14 protein-coding genes are annotated in these 16,678 nt (G+C 59.1%); 5 read left to right on the forward strand and 9 right to left on the reverse strand.

Annotated features, from left to right (window positions below):
* Positions 1–19: 19 nt before the first annotated feature.
* Entirely contained in the window at positions 20–1,255 is a 1,236-nt protein-coding gene (locus NMA52_RS17915) for a VCBS repeat-containing protein (protein ID WP_254829084.1), read from the forward strand.
* Here the strand turns inward: NMA52_RS17915 and NMA52_RS17920 are convergent.
* From NMA52_RS17920 to NMA52_RS17935, 4 genes are read right to left on the reverse strand one after another with little or no spacing between them, the layout of a single operon-like run.
* Positions 1,245–1,931 carry a haloacid dehalogenase type II gene (locus NMA52_RS17920; RefSeq protein ID WP_254829085.1) on the reverse strand — a complete coding sequence of 229 codons (687 nt, stop codon included), beginning with the start codon at positions 1,929–1,931 and terminating at the stop codon, positions 1,245–1,247. The two genes, NMA52_RS17915 and NMA52_RS17920, sit on opposite strands and share 11 nt — an antisense overlap.
* A gap of 9 nt (positions 1,932–1,940) precedes the next feature.
* Positions 1,941–2,816 (reverse strand): alpha/beta fold hydrolase, encoded by an 876-nt coding sequence (locus NMA52_RS17925; protein ID WP_254829086.1) that lies wholly within the window; start codon positions 2,814–2,816, stop codon positions 1,941–1,943.
* Positions 2,817–2,819: 3 nt separating this feature from the next.
* Positions 2,820–3,251 carry an SRPBCC domain-containing protein gene (locus NMA52_RS17930; RefSeq protein WP_254829087.1) on the reverse strand — a complete coding sequence of 144 codons (432 nt, stop codon included), beginning with the start codon at positions 3,249–3,251 and terminating at the stop codon, positions 2,820–2,822.
* 53 nt (positions 3,252–3,304) lie between these two features.
* On the reverse strand, positions 3,305–4,078 hold the full coding sequence (locus NMA52_RS17935; protein WP_254829088.1) for an oxygenase MpaB family protein: 774 nt from the start codon (positions 4,076–4,078) through the stop codon (positions 3,305–3,307).
* A gap of 145 nt (positions 4,079–4,223) precedes the next feature.
* On the opposite strand from NMA52_RS17935, the gene NMA52_RS17940 reads away from it, so the two are divergent.
* Positions 4,224–5,318: an alpha/beta fold hydrolase gene (locus NMA52_RS17940; RefSeq protein WP_254829089.1), complete on the forward strand. Its 1,095-nt coding sequence runs from the start codon at positions 4,224–4,226 to the stop codon at positions 5,316–5,318.
* Between the two features lie 7 nt (positions 5,319–5,325).
* Here the strand turns inward: NMA52_RS17940 and NMA52_RS17945 are convergent, their stop codons facing one another.
* The 4 genes from NMA52_RS17945 to NMA52_RS17960 form a co-directional block, all read right to left on the reverse strand.
* Positions 5,326–5,616 (reverse strand): hypothetical protein, encoded by a 291-nt coding sequence (locus tag NMA52_RS17945; RefSeq protein ID WP_254829090.1) that lies wholly within the window; start codon positions 5,614–5,616, stop codon positions 5,326–5,328.
* A 72-nt stretch (positions 5,617–5,688) separates the two neighbouring features.
* Complete coding sequence (locus NMA52_RS17950; RefSeq protein ID WP_254829091.1) at positions 5,689–8,337, reverse strand: HEAT repeat domain-containing protein; 2,649 nt, start codon at positions 8,335–8,337, stop codon at positions 5,689–5,691.
* 170 nt (positions 8,338–8,507) lie between these two features.
* Complete coding sequence (locus NMA52_RS17955) at positions 8,508–9,176, reverse strand: hypothetical protein (RefSeq protein ID WP_254829092.1); 669 nt, start codon at positions 9,174–9,176, stop codon at positions 8,508–8,510.
* 64 nt (positions 9,177–9,240) lie between these two features.
* Entirely contained in the window at positions 9,241–10,704 is a 1,464-nt protein-coding gene (locus NMA52_RS17960) for a M20/M25/M40 family metallo-hydrolase (protein ID WP_254829093.1), read from the reverse strand.
* Positions 10,705–11,070: 366 nt separating this feature from the next.
* Here NMA52_RS17960 and NMA52_RS17965 point away from each other — a divergent pair, with 366 nt between their 5' ends.
* A complete protein-coding gene (locus NMA52_RS17965) occupies positions 11,071–12,456 on the forward strand; it encodes a Gfo/Idh/MocA family protein (protein WP_254829094.1) in 1,386 nt (461 codons plus the stop codon).
* A gap of 129 nt (positions 12,457–12,585) precedes the next feature.
* Complete coding sequence (locus NMA52_RS17970; RefSeq protein WP_254829095.1) at positions 12,586–12,888, forward strand: MliC family protein; 303 nt, start codon at positions 12,586–12,588, stop codon at positions 12,886–12,888.
* Positions 12,889–12,925: 37 nt separating this feature from the next.
* Here NMA52_RS17970 and NMA52_RS17975 read toward each other — a convergent pair whose 3' ends face one another.
* The gene (locus NMA52_RS17975) at positions 12,926–13,711 is read right to left on the reverse strand and encodes a nitrilase-related carbon-nitrogen hydrolase (protein WP_254829096.1); all 786 of its coding nucleotides are present in this window, start codon (positions 13,709–13,711) and stop codon (positions 12,926–12,928) included.
* A 746-nt stretch (positions 13,712–14,457) separates the two neighbouring features.
* On the opposite strand from NMA52_RS17975, the gene NMA52_RS17980 reads away from it, so the two are divergent.
* Positions 14,458–16,347, forward strand: a complete 1,890-nt coding sequence (locus NMA52_RS17980) for an amidophosphoribosyltransferase (RefSeq protein WP_254829097.1) — start codon at positions 14,458–14,460, stop codon at positions 16,345–16,347.
* The last annotated feature ends 331 nt before the right edge of the window (positions 16,348–16,678 follow it).

Consider the following 16,678-nt stretch of genomic DNA (forward strand, 5'->3'; position numbering starts at 1 on the left):
CCGCCAGAAATCACCGAAAATGAACCACGCCCCACTTCTATTGCTCCTTCTACTCCTGCTGACCTGTGCCGATACCACGCCCCGCGAGCAGGATTTTACTCAGCCACCCGTCACGGAAGTGTCCTTCACGCCCCGGGTCATCTCTACCGAAATCGAATACATGTGGGCCTTCGTGCCCGCTGAGGTATCGGGCGACGACATTATGGATCTCGTGCTCATCAACGGCAACAATAACGGCGGTCCCCTGCAGTATTTACGCGGCCAGCTCGACACCGGCGCCTGGGAGTTGGTTACCGTCGCTACGGCCCCCCCGGGGGGCGGAGAGTTTGCCGCCGGCGATCTGGAGGCCGCCGATATGGACGGAGACGGTGATACCGATATTTTCGCCGTCAAACATCCCGGGGAGTGGATGGACGCCGCCGCTCCCGCCGAGCTGTTCTGGTACGAGAACCCCGGCTGGGCGGTCCACGCCATCGGTCGGGTGCCCAACGCGGTTAAGGACGTCAACTTTGCCGACTTCGACCAAGACGGCCGCACGGACCTGGCCGTACTGACCTTCGAGGAGAACACCCTGAGCGTGTTCCGTCAGGAGGCGGATGGCCAGTTTGCCCGCGTTGCCTTTTACGACCACTACGGCAACCTGCACGAGGGTATGGCTACGGGGGACGTCACCGGCGACGGGCGCCCGGACGTGATCGCCAACGGCTACGTATTCTCCCCGCCCGCCGGTGGACTCGACGGAGCGTGGACGGTCACGAACATTGCCGAAAAATGGAACAACCAACCCACGGAGGAAGGCCGCGACGATAATTGGAGCCGCAATGGCACCAAGCATTTCGCCCGTGATCTGGACGGTGACGGTACCGTAGAGATCTTCGTCAGTCACAGCGAACGAGCCGGCTATCCCCTGGTGTTCTACCGGCTCACCGATGATGGAAAATGGGAAGAGCACGTCATCGCCGAAAACATCCCCGCCGCCCACACCCTGCAGGTCTTTGACTTCGACGGCGATGGCGACCAGGACGTACTATCGGGCATCAACCGGGCGCGCGCGGTCAATATCGCGGAGGGGGTAGACAACTACCACGTAACCCTGTACCTGAACGACGGACGGGAAAACTGGACGGCACGGGTACTGGGCACGGACGGGATCTATAACGGTCAGGCCGCGGATTTCGACTACGACGGTGACATCGATATTTTCCGTTACCCCGATCACGAGGCCACTTTCGTTGAGCTGTGGGTCAATCGTTAGTTCCCGCCACCAAGCGCTTCGCCAGTTCAATCAGCGTGGGGACGGAGTAGTCCGGCCGTTCCGCCAGGGGATACAGCGTCTGACCGGGCCGCTCGATGAAGGCCGTCCGCATACCCGCCCAACCGGCACCGGCGATGTCCCAGCCGTGAGCCGCAACCAGCATGCAATTTTCCGGAGCTTCGCCGACCTGCTCACTGGCCCACGCGTACACGTCGCGGTGGGGCTTGAACCGGCCCACCGATTCTACGCTGTACAGGTCTTCGAAAAAGGGTTTTAGCCCCGAGTTGGTCATCTGGTCGTTCAGGGCTCCCGTGGCTGAATTAGTGAGCGTGAACAGGCGAAAGCCGGACTCCTTCAGGCGGTGCAGGCCATCCGAAACGTCAGCGTGCGGGGGTAGGGATCGGATCGGCTTTAGTACTTCCTTAGCCTCCGCTTCCGACAGGTCCATACCGTTCTGCCGGGCCACCATGCGTAGGGTGGCGGCGCCGATGGAACCGAAGTCGGTGTAGTGGTCGCCCACCGTAGCGACAAGCGAGTACTGCAGGAGGGTCGTGAACCACACGCTGACGAGTTCCTCCCGCCCGCCGAGGGCCCGGGCCACGCTCTTTTTTACCGGCTGGAGGTCGAGGAGGGTTTCGTTGACATCAAAGAAAATGACGGAGGGAGAAGTAGGCATGGGGAGATTTTAGGGTTTAGTAAAGGCGGCAATCTGGGCGGCGATGGCCGGAGCGTTGTCTTCCTGCAGGAAGTGTTTTCCCGGAACCTGGTGGATGTGGGAAAGTCCGGCGATCCGCTTGATCTCCTCTCCGTAGCGCTCGTAGGTCAGGGCGGGGTCCTCGCTGCCCCAGATCGCCTGCACGGGGTAGGGGACATTGCGCACGGCCCGGTAGCAACGGTCGCGGAATGCGTCGGTGTCCGCGAAGTTGCGCATGATCCTGAGGAAGGCTTTACCTCCGTCGTCCCGCTTAAGTAAATCCACATAGGCATTACTTTCTTCCTTAGGTATCTGATCCGCATCGGCTACGCCCAGTCCCTTCCACATGAGCTGCCAGGTCAGGTGATTGATCGTGGCCAGCTCGGCTTCCCCCGCGAGGGGTAGCTCGAAGGGCCGCATGGGCAAGGGCTTTTTGAAGTTGACGACGTCGATCCAGGTGTTCAGGATGGTGAGCGACCGGATCCGGTCGCGCTGGTCGGCCGCCAGGGCAAAACCAACCGGACCGCCTACATCGTGTACCACTAAATGGTAGCGGTCGAGTTTCAGCGTATCGGCCACCCGCGCCGCGAAGCGGGCCAGGCTGGCGAACCCGTAGTCAAAGTCCTTCGGCCGGTCCGATAATCCCAGTCCCGGAAAGTCGAAGGAAATGCCCCGGAGATCCCGCATGACAAGCTCGTCGATCACCTTCCGGTACAGAAAGGAGGAGGTCGGTACACCGTGGAGGCACAGTACGGCTTCCCCCGTGCCCTTATCGAGCACGAAGGTGTTCAATCCTCCGACATCGACAAATTTACCGGCGGCCCGGTGATCTTCCAGTACGTCGGCGGTGGTGCGGTGGCTGCTCATTGCTTAGGCGTTGTTCGCCGCCTGGTCTTCGGCGTACTTCCGGAAATTATCGAGGATTGACTGCCAGCCCTCGCGCTGATGCTCCGCGGAGTTCTCCTGCTCGGGGTCGAACTTAATGATGACTTTGGTGCCATCCTTTACTTCCTTAAAATCAACACTGACCTCACGGCCGTTCTCCAGGGTATAGGCGATGTGGGTTTCGGGGTCCACCTCGTCGTAGGTGCCTTCGAGGTCAAAGCTCATGCTGCCGTCCTTGGCGGCCATGGTAATCTTGAACTCGCCCCCGACCCGCAGGTCGTTGACGGCGGCCGGGCAGTGCCAGTCCGCGGAAGCGAAGTTCCAGTTGATGACGTGCTCGGATTCAGTGTAATAATGCCAGGTCTCGGACAAGGGGGCGTCGACGGTCGTTTGTACGGTGATCTGTTCGTTGGGCATGGGTGCGTATTTACTCCATCAACCTCGTCCGTTGTGGAGCAGTTCGGTGGTACTCATTGCTCCTGCGTCCCCGCCCGATCCAGCGAACGAATTTCTTCCCGGTAGGCCGGGGGAAGAATGAGCGACTTGAGTAGTTCATCGAGGCGCAACCGCCGGCTCACCTTGTACAAAAACAGCAGCGGACCGAGTAGGGAAGCACGGCGGTACCCCAGGAGTCGGTTCACCCGCTCCGGGACCACCAGCAACTGGGCTTCCCGCAACAGTAAATACCGAAACAGCCCGAGATGGCGACGGTACTGGCGAAACAGATCGGCGGTGTAGGTGCTGTACCGCAAGTTATCTTTCAAATGTTCCGAACGCATCGCTTCCCAGGATGCTAGATCGGTGGGCAAATCCCGTACCCCCATCCGGTGGCCGACGCGGTAGAAGACGGTGAATACCTCCTCCCGTTCCGTAGTGGTCAGGCGGCGTTCCAGGACTTCGAAGGCGCGGACGGAATAGTCTATGAGCATGAACAGCACGTCGCGATAGGCCCAGTCGGGGATGCGTGCACCCCGTTTATCCTCCACCGCGGCGTGAATGGCGGCCATGGCGTCGATGGCCCGGTAAGCCCCGTCACGGTCGGAGAAGACGATGCGCCGGGCATAGTCAACGGTAGAAAACAGGCGGCCCAGCGGATCGGCGGGCAGCCGGCCGGTGAAGTACAGCCAGTCCACGGCCTTGTTGAGAGCGAATTCCGCGGCCGCCCCCGCGAAGATGAAAAGAATGGTATCGCCGTTGCCCCAGATCCGGCGTACAATGGAGGAGGGGGAGACAAAGGTGTTCATAGCGAGGGGGGGGGTAACCGGAGCAGTGGTAACGGTAAATTTAGCTGTATAAAAGAACTTTGAAAATCAAAGTTTACTCTGAAGGTGTTTCGGACCTTTTTTCTTTATGACTGCAACGATTGGCAACTGAGTTCGTCGTTCGGGCATGTTAGTTAGTCAGAACGCCCCCAGTACCATTTATTTGCCCCTTTCCTACAGACCGCCGGTCCTACTGGTTCACTGCCTGCTGTTTCTCATTTCTTCTGCGGGACTGTTCGCGCAGTCTACCGACCGGACCGGCGAGGTGTGGTACAACTTTACCGACGACGGCCACCGGCAGTTCGTGTACGCGGTCGGAACGGAGGACCGGGACACCGTAGTAGTGTTACACGGCGGCTGGGGGGCGGAGCATAGCTACCTGGTAAGTCCCCTGGAGCCACTCTTCGCCGAACGGTACTTTGTCTTTTACGATCAGCGGGGTTCCCTGCGATCCCCGGCTCCGGACTCTACCATCACCATTGATCGCCTCGTGGAGGATCTGGATGATTTACGGCAGGCACTCGGAGTGGATCGCCTCACGCTGCTGGCTCACTCCATGGGTACGCAACTGGCCTACGCTTACCTGGCACGCTATCCCGAGCGGGTGAAGGGACTGGTCCTGGTGGGAGCCGTGTTGCCCGGTATATCCGGCAGTATTCCCGATTCCGCCTTTCTGGCCGAGGTATGGCCGGGGATGGAACGCCAGCAGCGGGCCGATGCCGTGAACGATTTCTTCACCAGTATGCACGAGCGCGCCATAACCGAGCTCCGCGAGGAGGGGTTCGTACCGGACTCCCTCACCGAACGCCCCGCACGGCAGGTCATCAACCGACTATTACAGGATCTGACCGACCGGGAGTACACTCGTGCCTGGCGCATCTTCTTTACCGCCATCAACTCCTGCAATGCCTCGAGCTGGCGCGAAATGGAGGGGGGCATGGCCTTTTACGAGCAGTCGGTGGCCAACGCCATACTTGCGGATTCCCTCTATACCGAACGGCTGGCCGCGGCCTGGCCGGCACTCCAGACTTTTGGAGGACCGGTGCGGATTCTGATGGGTACCTGCGATTACGTCGACCCGGATGCGGCCGTGTGGCGACGGCTCGCCAATCGACTACGGAACGGAAAGTTGACGATTATCCCCTCCGCGGGCCATGGCGCCTGGATAGGCAATGCCACCGCGTTCCAACTCGCCGTGCGGGAGGCGCTGGACAGCCTATAGCCTGAATTCAGCTGAAGTCCAGCGATGTATCTGGCGGCGATCCGATGAGGCTACGAAAGGTGTTCTCCACCTTATGGCAGGTGGTATCTTCCGGCATCTCCGTGATGGAAAAGTGGAAAACATGGTCCTCCACCCGGTAGGTGCCGGCTACGGTGCCGGATGCCGCGGGAATGGAAAATTTACCGGACGTTACGTCGCCCTCAAAGTTTCCCCCCTTGGCGGAGACGGCCTTGCGGGTACGCTCGATCAGTTCGGCGGTGGACTGATGAAAGGTGATGATGAAGGCGCAGTCTGTCATGGCCGGCGGCAGTTTGGATGAAGGATCGGTGCACCTTAGCAGGTCAACTCACTACCATTTGTTCACGCCCGCCTACTTCTGCTGCTCCAGATAAGTGACCAGCGACGCCAGCTCCTCGAAGGAGAGTGCGTTGGCCAGTCCGGTAGGCATCATGGAGTTTTCCAGTTCTTCCCGGTTCGTGATGACGGCCTTCCGTAACTCGGTTTGCTTTCCGCCCATATCGCGCAGGGTGAGGGCATCGGCGGACTCGGCCGTGACGAAGCCCACGTAGGCTTCCCCGTCCTTCGTCTCGATGAGGTAAGACGAAAACCCCTGGGAGATGGACGCGTCGGGTTTAATGATGCTTTCGGTGATCTGGTCGCGGTTCATGATGGAACCGATTTGTCCCATGAACGGACCCTTCATCGGCTCGCTTTTGTTTACGGCATGGCACGCCACGCAGCCCTGGCTGACGAACAATTCCTTGCCGCGGGCCGGGTTGCCCTCCGTTTCGGCCATGGCCAGGATAATGTCCTCGATCGACGCATTACCCACTTCGCCCTTCTTACCGGAAATGGCGTTCAGGTCCACCGTGTTTTCGGCGGCTACGGCCTCCTCGGTCACTACTCCAAGTTCGGCTATTTCCATCCGGTTGCGCTCATTCAGGAGGGCGAAGAAGCGCTGTTTTTCGGGACCGGCCGCCCGGGCTTCCTCGGTAAGGAAGTATTTGATCTTGTCCGAAAACTCCCAGGTCTCACCCTTATAGTACGGTCCGTGGGTATCCGGGCGCGTGCTCCACCACCAGTCGCCGGCGTAGGGGGCCTCGCGGGTGTAGAGACGGGCGAGGGTTGCCAGTATTTCTTCCTTCACTTCGGTCTTTTTGCTAGAGCCGTAGGCCGCGATCAGGCCGTCCACGGTCCTGGGATCGTGCAGGTACCGCAGTGTCCACAGGGCAAGCTTTGGATTATCCTGAATCGCGCCGACGGCCGCCTCCACGGCTTCCAGCTCCACGAGCGAACGGACCGCCAGGTGGGGAAGCACGATGTCGGCATTCGGCGTTGCGTGCGGTCCCTCGGTGCCGGGTTCCGGAGCCCGGGCGGATGCCGGGACGGCGACCGTCAGGAGAGTTTCCGCGGCTTCGGGCTTACCCAGGCGTCCCAGACCGACGATCGCGGCGGCCCGCACGCGGGGATTGGCGTCGTCGACCGCGGTGAGGAAAGGATCCAGGGGAACTGCTTCCAGACAACTCTTGCGGTCCGTCAGCGCCCGCAGGGCAAATTCGCGCAGCTTATCTTCCTTACTCAGCTCCACCAGTTCCTCAACCCCCTCGCTGCAGGTGAGCTGAGCGTAAGTGTAGATACCGGCCACCCTTGCTTCCAGTGACGCACCTTGCTCCCGCGCTACCCGCCATGCAACCGCTGCCGCTTCCCCGGAGGGACGGGTGAGCAATTCCTGCTGGGCGTGAAAACGCGCCACCGAACTGCCGGCCTTAAGCAGTTCGCCCAGCTCTTCCACCGAGGCGGCCGTCAGGTCCGGAAAGGCTTCGTAGGTCCATCCTTCCGGCACCACCCGCACCACGTAGCCCTTATCCGGACTGCCCCGGTAGCCGGCTCCGTCCCAGGCAGCGAGGAGCATTCGTCCGGAGCCGTCGAGGTCGATGTCGGTGATCTGGGGGAGTTCGATGAATTCCTCGTCCCGCTGGGTGAAGCTCGGGCCGTCCATCTCCACCCGGTGGATGTACAGTTGATTTCTGCCCCAGTCGGCCATCATGGGCACGTGGTTGTAGCGGGCCGGCCAGCGGTCGTCGTCCATGAAGTAGCTGCCGGTGCCCGAGCCGCCGCCCACGTCGATCAGGGCGGGAAGGGTTTCCTCCGTAAAGTGCTTGAAGAGGGTAGGGTAGCCGTACTCGCCGCTCTGCAGGTGGTGGAGGAAGCGGACGTTCCAGCCGCCGCCGTCGTTGGTGTTGCCGCGGGTGTAGACGTTCATGAAGGGGTCGATGGCCACGTCGTAAATGTTGCGGGTGCCGTGAGTGTAGACCTCCATTTCCGTGCCGTCGGGTCGCACGCGCACGATCCCTCCGCCGAGCATGGTCATTTTCTTGCCCGACCGGTCCTCGGCGTTGTGGAAGCCGAAGTCGCCCACCGCGATGTAGATCCAGCCGTCGATGCCCATGCGGATGCCGTTGGTGGCGTGGTCCGTGCCGCGGTCCCGCAGCGGGGTGGGGGAGCTGATGTTGGTGATGAGCGGCTGTGAAGGACCGTCGGCTACTCCATCGCCGTCCCGGTCTTCAAATACGACCAGGTCCATACCGGCCGCCACTGCTTCTCCCTCCCCGAAGGCCGTGTGCAGCACGAAAAGTTTATTCCCGACCGGCATCAATCCGCGGGGATTATCGACCAGCGCGTATTCCGTGTGCGTTTCGTAGCTGCCGTCGTGGTCGCGGTCTACCAGCCGCACGATACTGCCCTTGCCGGGTTCCTTGCCGAGGGATCCCATCTTGTCCACGCCCACGAAAACCTCTCCGGTGGGCAGCACCGCCAGGCAGGCGGGACTGGGTACGAGGTCAGGCCCCGCGATGGTTTCCACAATTAATTGGGCGGAGTCCGCGGGAGCGGCGTCCGGGGTACCGTAGTAATTTCCTAGTTCCGCCGTGTCGACGGTGGTCGAGGCTTGCTCTACGGGGGTGCAACTGAAGGCCAAAAAGCAGAGCAGAGTAGGTGCGATCAGATTTTGTAGGGGCATGGGGCCGATGAATTATGTTGGGCGAGTAGCGGGGAGCTTACGAGGGAGGGGCTGAAGATATATACCCCACGGGACGAGCAGCCGCTCTGGGGAGCCAGGTCTTCCACAGGACGGGATCATGCGGGGTCGCGGGTGCCGTGAAAATTAGGAAAAGCTGGCCGGTAGATAAGCTACCGCAAGCTACGCCGCACCCCCACTTCCATTCCCACACCGTACAAGTGTTCCCGAATAGGACCTTCCGCCGTTGGCGTGAGGTGGTACCGGAAAACCGGCTGACCGAATAGGTGGTAGGTTTCGGAGACGGTATACTGCGCACCGACGGATACCAATCCCGCCAAGTGAAAGCGGTGGGGCCCGGTTTGGGTCGCAATATATACGGAGGGCAGTAGCCCGATCTCTACGAAGTGCGTCCACCGGCCTGATCCGAATTCACGGCGACCGATGATCGGCACATCTACGAACCAAGAGTTGTAGCTGGCCCGTAATCTTTGGGGGAGGGCAGAATCCGGTTCGAAGGTTCCCGTCCCCGTATGCTGACTTCCCCACCTTAAATCGCTTGACTCACGGCCAAATCCCAGGCTGGATAGGCGTAATCCGCTGCGTAGGACGACGTGTTCACTCAGCCGTCGGTTGTAATGTAAGCCTACATGCCAACTGGCTTTGCCGTATTCCTTCTCCCGGTTGTCCAGGATGGTAGAAATATGTGATTCATCACTCGAGGTAAGTAGGCTGCGGTAGGTATAGTCCAGTCCGCCGACAAGGTCAATAGAAGCCTCCATCTGGGCACGTACGGAAACTGAAAAGCAGAGGAGGAGCAGAAACAGTAGGGTAAATCGCATAGGGTAGGGTGAGTGGTACTATGCTAACGGAGTTCCCTGCTTCCTCATGTTTGACAAACGCGCATTAATGGCTAGCTACCGTCCGAGTCTCCCCCGCCATCGCTTCCTCCATGCATTCCCTCACGAAGGCCGCATAGGCCGCACTCCCCTCCGCGAGGATAGAGATCGGGATACGCTCATCTACGTTATGCAGGTGCTCCAGGTAGCTGCGGTCGATTTTTACCGGAATGGAAGAATAGGCCGGTATCCCGTGGGAGCGGAAGATGCCATCGTCGGAAAAATTAGGGACGAAGATTTTGGAGACGTGACTATCCGGATACCGCTCCAGGATGGTGGCCGCGAGCAAGCGGTAAAAAACAGTGTGCTCGGTCGACGGATCCATTTCCGGCATTTCCTTGATCACGGTCAGTTTTATGGAGTCATTCCTCAGTTTTCGTCGCAGGCGGGCCAGGAATTTTTCGGAAGAGGCGTGGGGCAGCAGGCGGCAATCAAGGAGGGCGGCGGTGGAGGTCGGTACTACGTTCACTACGCCGTTGTGGTTGTCGAGGTCCGTCAGCGTGATGGTGTTGGAGAACAGCGCGAATATCTCGGGCTGCTTGCGCAATTTGGGGACGATCAGCCCCCGGAACAGCCGCGGATGCCTGAGCACGAATCCGGTAATGCCCTGCTCCAGGGTTCCGAGTTGGCGTAGGATATCGACGTTCAGATCGGTGAAGATGGCCGGTTGTTTTCTACGCAGCAACTGGTGCAGGGACCGCACCATTTCCTTATTCGAGTATTTGATCGGGGTGATCGAGCCGTGACCGGAAGTATGAACGGTGCTTTCCAGCTTGATCCACAGGGCCCGCTTGTGCGCCACGGAGATGCCGAATATGTCCCGTTCGGGGTAGCGCTGCAGTACGCCGCGCAGGGCCGGGGGACCCTCGCCGATCACCACGGCAGGATTAAGCTCGGTGAGGTGGTGCCTTACCACGTAGCGCGCGCCTCCCTCGCACTGCGTTTCCTCACAGGAGACGGCGAGGAAGGTCACATTGTATGGCACCTCAGCATGCTCATACTGCTCGCGAATGGCTGAGATTCCGGCCAGTTGCATCATGCCGGCCCCCTTATTATCGAATGCCCCCCTTCCCCACACTTCCGTATCGGTGACCTGGCCGCTGTAGGGGTGGTGGGTCCAGGCGGCCGGGTCGCCGGGGGGTACCACGTCGATGTGGTTCAGAAATATGATGTTGGGGAGGTTCAAGTGCAGCGGACGGATGGAGGCAGCGAAGTTGAAGTTGCCGTTCTCGTCACCCATCTGCGTGATGTGCAGGCCGTTTTCGCGGCAGAGCTCCCGGAGAAATTCCCCCGCCCGTCGTTCATTGCCGCTTTCCGAGGGGTGCTGAATGTACTCGCTTAGTACCCGGACTATGCTGGTCGTCCGTTCCCGGTGCATCAGGGACGGGAGGGAATCCGTCTGAGCGTGGCCGGAGGACGTAGTCAGGAGGAGAATCAACAGCAGTGCCGGGGATAGTATGCTCTTCAGCATGGGGCGTGCCGGTTAGGTATCCGGCGGGTAGAGTGTGTAGTTACGTGATCGGTATCGCCACTTAAGATAGGGGATTAACCGGCGGGGCGCCTCATCAGTCCTGGGTAACTGCTCTGCGGATGCGGTGGGCTAAGACATTCATTGTCGGTAGCCTTCTGGTGGTCAGGTTTTTCGGGCTTGCATCCAGTCCTTCAGTCGGAGAAGCGTTGCCTTCCAGACGATCCAACCAGGCGGGGACGCGGGTGCGGTGATGGCCGGGGTGAGCGTAGATATTGGCGCGAACAAGTTCATTTTGCGCCCCTCATCCGGCTACCTTTCTTATCATTATGCAAATGTCCGGTACCGTGGACGCAAACGCACGTAACGATGAGCAAACTTAACCGCAGAAACTTCCTCCAGAAAACCACCCTCCTTACCGCCGGCACCCTGCTGGCCACTCGCTCGCATAGTGCTAGTTACCCCGCCGCCGAAGGGGAATATATGGGGGGGTATGCCGCACCGAAAATCGATAACATCCGCGCGGCCTTCATCGGTGTCGGGGCGCGGGGCGGGCAGCACGTCACCAACTTCGCCAAGCTGCCGGGCACGGAGGTCGTCGCCATCAGCGACCTGTACGAAGACAACGTGGAGAAGTGGCGGGAGCGGGCCGGTAGCCTAGGACAAGAATCGCAGCACCAGAACATCGAAGGCTACTTCGGCGGGGAAAACGAATGGAAACGGATGCTGGAAGAGCAGCGGCCCGACGTCGTGTTCATCGCTACCAACTGGGCCGCCCATGCGCCGATGGCCACCGCGGCGATGGAAGCCGGTGCCCATGCCTTCGTGGAGGTTCCGATCGCCGTGACCATCGAGGAGATGTGGTCCATTATCGACACCTCGGAGCGGACGCGCAAGCACTGCATGATGCTCGAGAACGTAAACTACAGCCGGGATGAGCTACTGTTTCTGAACCTCGTCCGCCAGGGGATGATCGGGGAAGTGCTGCACGCCGAGGCCGCCTACATTCACGATCTCCGCTTCCAGATGGAGGAGGTCGAACGGGGCACCGGTTCCTGGCGCACAGAGCACTACGCCAGGCGCAACGGCAACCTTTATCCCACCCACGGTCTCGGCCCGGTGGCGCAGTACATGAACCTGGCGCGGGGCGACGATAATTTCCGCCGCCTGACCTCCTTCTCCACCCCGAGCCGGGGACGTAGCCTTTACGCGAAGAAAAATTACCCGGCCGACCATCGGTGGAATAAACTTGACTTCCAGGGCGGCGACCTGAACACTTCCCTGATCAAGACGGAACTCGGCCGCACGGTTATGGTACAGTGGGACGAGACCAGCCCCCGGCCTTACACTCGCCACAACCTGATCCAGGGGACCCTCGGAACGCTGGCCGGATTCCCCACCCGGGTCGCCCTCGAAGGGGGCGTCCCCGGAGCAACGGAAGATCACCACCGCTGGGCGCAGGGCGAACAACTAGAGGCCCTGTATGAACAGTACGATCACCCCCTCTACAAGCGGCTCAACGAAACGGCGAAGGGGAGTGGACACGGCGGTATGGACGGGATCATGATGGTACGGATCGTCGAATGCCTGCAGCAGGGCCTGCCGCTCGACCAGAACGTTTACGAAGGCTGCTACTGGAGCGCGGTAGCACCCCTGAGCGAGGCTTCGGTAGCCGCCGACGGAATGCCGCAGGACTTCCCCGACTTCACCCGGGGCCGGTGGCGGGAGACAAAGCCCCTAGCTGTGGTATCCTAATCTAGTGTACACCGACTGCTTTGCTGTATGGTCACCCGACCCGATCACTCACCCTTCCGGCCCCTCCGTTTTGAACAGTGGACGATGATAGCTCCCTTTCGACTTTTGCTTGTTTTTGTAGCGCTCGCAATGTTCAGTAACTGTCAGCAAGCTGGAACCGAGGAAGATGCCATATCGTCTAGTATCATTCACCGGTCGTTCACCGATGCTCGCGGGAATCAACTCGACCTATCGTTCGATAATAGCCGGCAGACCGTCGCAATCAATTTCGGCGGGGAGACCGCGGAACTTGCTTCCCGCCACCCCGCATCCGGCTTCTGGTATACGGACGAACGCTACGAACTGCGGGGCAAGGGTGACGACCTGCAACTTGCGAAGGACGGGACTGTAATTTTCGAGCACCACGGCGGCCTCGTCCCGGTACGCCAGTAGAGGGTGAGTTTGGATTCCCTGAATACGCCTTCCGGCATCAAAGGTACAGTTCCGGCCGGCGCTCCCCCAGCGCTCCGATCCGTCCGCGCGATCGCTCGATTTCCGCCAGGTCGATCTTAGCTTGGAGTAGAGCTTCCTCCGTTTCCGGGCCCCGGGCGAGTACCAGACCGTTTGGATCGATGATCATGCTGCTGCCCGAAAACCGGGTGCCGGCATCCGTACCCACCCGGCTGGAAGAAATTACGAAGATCTGATTCTCGATCGCCCGGGCCCGCAGCAGGGTAGTGAGGTGGTCGACCCGCACCAGCGGCCAGGCTGCCGGGACGAAAAGCAGCTTAACGCCCCGCAGCGTCAGTGCGCGGGCTACCTCGGGGAAGCGTAATTCGTAGCAGGTCATGATGCCCGCGGTCACGCCGCCCAGGGAAAAAACACCCAATGCGTCGCCGGGTGTGATGTACCGGTGTTCGTTGATGGGCTCGATCGAGACAAGGTGGGTCTTGCGGTAGGTGTGTATCAGAGCGCCCGTTGCGTCAATCACCGCGATAGTATTGTAAATATCGTTTCCTGCCCGTTCGGAAAGTCCCAGGAGTACGGCAGTTTTATTCTCCGACGCCAGTTGTCTAATGCCGGCCAGGTGATCGGACTTCCAGTTGACCGCCCGTTTCGTGATCACATCCATGGCGTAGCCCGTGTCGCACATTTCCGGGAAAGCGATGGCATCGTACGTTCCGGGGGGGAGGGACCGCAATATCTCCTCGATCCTTCGCAGGTTCAGGTCGACATCACCAAGAGTTGCGTCGAACTGATAGGTAGCAAGGTGCATAGGCGGTAATATGGTCGAGTCGGTAATATCGGATAAAGGAAGTTGGAGGCGGGTCGGGCAAGAATATACCTCCGAGCGCAGTGAGTGCCAGACGGCAAATTTCAAATGCCAAATTTTCAATTTTAAATTTCTCCCCCCGAGATCACCCGACGCCTCCACCGTGCGGTAGCCCAATGGTACATCGTACATGGTACTTTGTAAATGGTAAATCTCCCGCTCCATCCGACAAACCAGCTCCCCGGTCCCCTCCGAGCGCAGCGAGTGCCCGCCGGCAAATTTCAAATTTCAAATTTCAAATTTCAAATGTTAAATTTCTCCCCCTGAGATCACCCGACGCCTCCAACGTGCGGCAGCCCAATGGTACATCAAACATGGTACTTTGTACATGGTAAATCCCCCGCTCCGTTATCAACTTACCCTCCGAGCGCAGCGAGTGCCCGACGGTCAATTTAAAATATCAAATTTTAAATTTCTCCTTCTGGATCACCCGACGCCTCCAACATGCGGCAGCCCAATGGTACATCGTACATGGTACTTTGTAAATGGTAAATCCCCCGCTCCATCCGACAAACCAGCTCCCCGGTCCCCACCGAGCGCAGCGAGTGCCCGCCGGCAAATTTCAAATGTCAAATTCTCAATTTTAAATTTCTCCCCCCTCCTACATTGCTAATTCCCGAACACATTGCACCCGCGGCCCCGCCCAAAGCGTTGTACCTTTGCACCTTCCCCAAAAAGGGTGCCCTGACATGAGTGAAGCCATCCACCACGAGTGCGGACTAGCGATGATCCGCCTTAAGAAACCACTGGATTACTACAACAAAAAGTACGGAACCCCCCTGCACGGCCTGAAGTGCCTACAACTGCTGATGCGCAAAATGCGTAATCGCGGACAGGACGGAGCCGGCATGGCGACGATCAAACTTGACCACCCACCGGGCAAAAAATTCATCAGCCGCAAGCGATCGAACGCCTCCAATTACCTCGACGATCTCTGGGCCGGGGTATACAAACGCTTCGACGTGCTTACCCCCGAGCAACTCAACGACGGAGAGTGGCTCAAGGAAAACCTGCCCTACACCGGTGAGGTCATGATGGGCCACCTGCGCTACGGCACCCACTCGACCAACGCCATCGAAACCTGCCACCCCTTCCTGCGGCAGAGCAACTGGAAGACCCGCTGCCTGATCGTAGCCGGCAACTTCAACCTCACCAACGTCAACGAGCTGTTCCAGGAACTGGTGGAACTCGGACAGTACCCCAAGGAAAAATCCGATACGGTCACCGTACTCGAAAAGATCGGCCACTTTCTCGACGATGAGGTGCAGCGCATCCACTCCTGGCACAAACCCGACGGCTATTCCAACATCGAGATCAACGACATCATTGCCGAGGAGCTCGACGTACAACGCCTGCTCAAACGGGCCAGCAAGAAATTTGACGGTGGCTACGTCATGGGCGGTATGATCGGCCACGGCGATGCCTTCGTAATGCGCGACCCGGCGGGTATCCGACCGGCCTTTTTCTTCGAAGACGATGAGTTCGTCGCCGTTGCTTCCGAGCGTCCGGCCCTGCAAACGGTCTTCAACGTGCCCTTCGAGGTGATCAGGGAGGTCGAGCCCGGCCACGCCCTCATCATTAAGAAGAGCGGGCAGACGAGCATGAAGCCGTTCACCAAGCTCCTGCCCCGCGCGGCCTGCTCCTTCGAACGTATTTACTTCAGCCGGGGCAACGACCGCGACATCTACCTCGAACGGAAGGAACTTGGCCGCCGCCTCGCCAGGTCCGTAGCCAGGGCCGTGAAGTACGACTTCGACAATACCGTGTTCAGTTATATCCCCAATACCGCCGAGACGGCCTTCCAGGGAATGATCGAAGGACTGGAAGACGAGCTCCTCTGGTGGCGGAAGAAGGAAATGAAGCGCCGCAAGAAGAAGGGCAAGAACGGCTTCGGCAAGGTGCTCAAGACGAAGGTCCGCAACGAAAAGATCGTCGTGAAGGACGGCAAGACCCGCACCTTTATCGCCGATACCACCAGTCGCGACGATATGGTCAGTCACGTCTACGACGTCACTTACGGCATCGTACGTGATGAGATCGATACCCTGGTGCTCCTCGACGACAGCATCGTACGGGGCACTACCATGCGCGATTCGATCATCAAGATCGTCAGCCGGCTCCGACCCAAGCGCATCATCATTGTTTCCTCGGCGCCGCAGATTCGCTACCCGGACTGCTACGGAATCGATATGTCGAAAATGGGTGAATTCGTAGCCTTCAAGGCGATGGAAGCCCTCATCGAGGAGCGGGGCAAGAAGAAACTCCTCAAGCAAGCCTACAAAAAGGCCGTTGCCGAACTGAAGAAGCCGGACAAGAAGCAGAAGAATATCGTCAAGCAGCTATACGACGAACTCAAGTATGAAGACGTCAGTAAGAAGATCGCCCAGATCATGACCCCGAAGGGCACCAAGCCGAAGGTCGACGTGATCTACCAGACCATTGAGGATCTCCAGCAATCCTGCCCCAATAATAACGGCGACTGGTACTTCAGCGGCAATTACCCTACGCCGGGCGGCTTCCGGGTAGTGAATAAAGCCTTCGTGAACTATATGGAAGGTAGTGGGGAACGGGCTTATTAGGGTTAGTAGTTTAGTCGATTAGTCGATTAGTCGGGTAGTACTTTAGTTCTTTAGGGGATGGTAGTGTGGTAGTGTGGTACTATGGTAGAGGTAACTACTTCGTTCCTTTATCCATATGCGGTAATGGGAGACTTGGGGTAATACTTTTGTGAGATAGTGGGATGGTAATATGGTAGATGGTAATTGCTACCACCATTAGCATCTCGGGTGGAGGTGCTCAAACAAATAGACAGTGACTTCGGCCTGGAAGGTTTGGTATCTTTCAAATCTTCAACCCGACATCATGTCCAAATTACGAAAACGATTCACCCGGGAGGAGCGCCTGGAACTG

The sequence above is a fragment of the Lewinella sp. JB7 genome (genome assembly GCF_024297185.1).
Lineage (GTDB): Bacteria > Bacteroidota > Bacteroidia > Chitinophagales > Saprospiraceae > Neolewinella.